Origin of the sequence: Methylocapsa sp. S129, from assembly GCF_009765995.1 — a bacterium.
Taxonomy (GTDB): domain Bacteria; phylum Pseudomonadota; class Alphaproteobacteria; order Rhizobiales; family Beijerinckiaceae; genus Roseiarcus.
In genome coordinates, this window is sequence record NZ_LMUI01000052.1 from 1 (window position 1) to 874 (window position 874).

General features: G+C 66.5%; 1 protein-coding gene. It reads left to right on the forward strand.

Annotated features, from left to right (window positions below):
- The coding region (locus GSQ90_RS28470) for a leukotoxin LktA family filamentous adhesin (protein ID WP_210255002.1) at positions 1-874 on the forward strand (874 nt) is incomplete at both ends.

Consider the following 874-nt stretch of genomic DNA (forward strand, 5'->3'; position numbering starts at 1 on the left):
CGCGCTCAATTCCTATAAGAACGGGGTGATTGGCGGCAATGTGATCTTCGCCGATTCCTACGGCTTCATTGTGGGCGCGTCGGGAGTGGTCAATGTCGGCTCGTTGTCGGTGGTCACGCCGACGCAGAAGACGATCGATCAACTGATCGGCCCTGACGGGGTGGTCAATAATGCGCTGGCGAGCCAGTTGATCCACGGCAATGTGCCGATTTCGTCGGATGGTTCGGTGGCGATCAGCGGCCAGGTGATCGCGCAGCACGGGGTGCGGATCAATGCGCATGACGTGTTGGTTGCGGGTTCGATCCCGGAGGCGGAGCGGGTTGCGCGGCAGCGGGCGCAGTTTGAATCGACGGTGAATGCGAGGGGGATGACGGAAGGCGGCGCGATTGTCGTGCGCAACGGGGCGATCAGCATTGTCGCGACGAACAATGCGGGGATCGACGGGCGTTTGAGCGCGGGGGGCTCGACGCGCCATGGCGGCTCGGTGTCGATCGCGGCGGCCAATAATGTGACGATCGGCGCGGGGGCGAAGATCAGCGCGCGGGCGGCCAAGGCGGGCGCGGCGAGCGCGGCCAACGCAACGGCGCCGGCGTCCACAGTCGCGCAGATCACGGTCGCGGCCGGCAATGACGCCACGATCGCGGGCTCCCTGGCGGCGACTTCGGCGGCGAGCGGCGCGCCGGCGCAGATCGAGGTGACGGGCGAGGACATCAGTGTCGCGGCGACGGCCAAGCTGGCGGCGGTCGGCGTGGGGGCGGTTGACGGCGGTCATATTTCGATCAAATCGACGGATACGACGACGGTTGCGGCTGGGGCTTCGTTTGCGGCCAATGCTTTGGGAACGGGCAATGGCGGCCTGATCGAGATCAGCGGC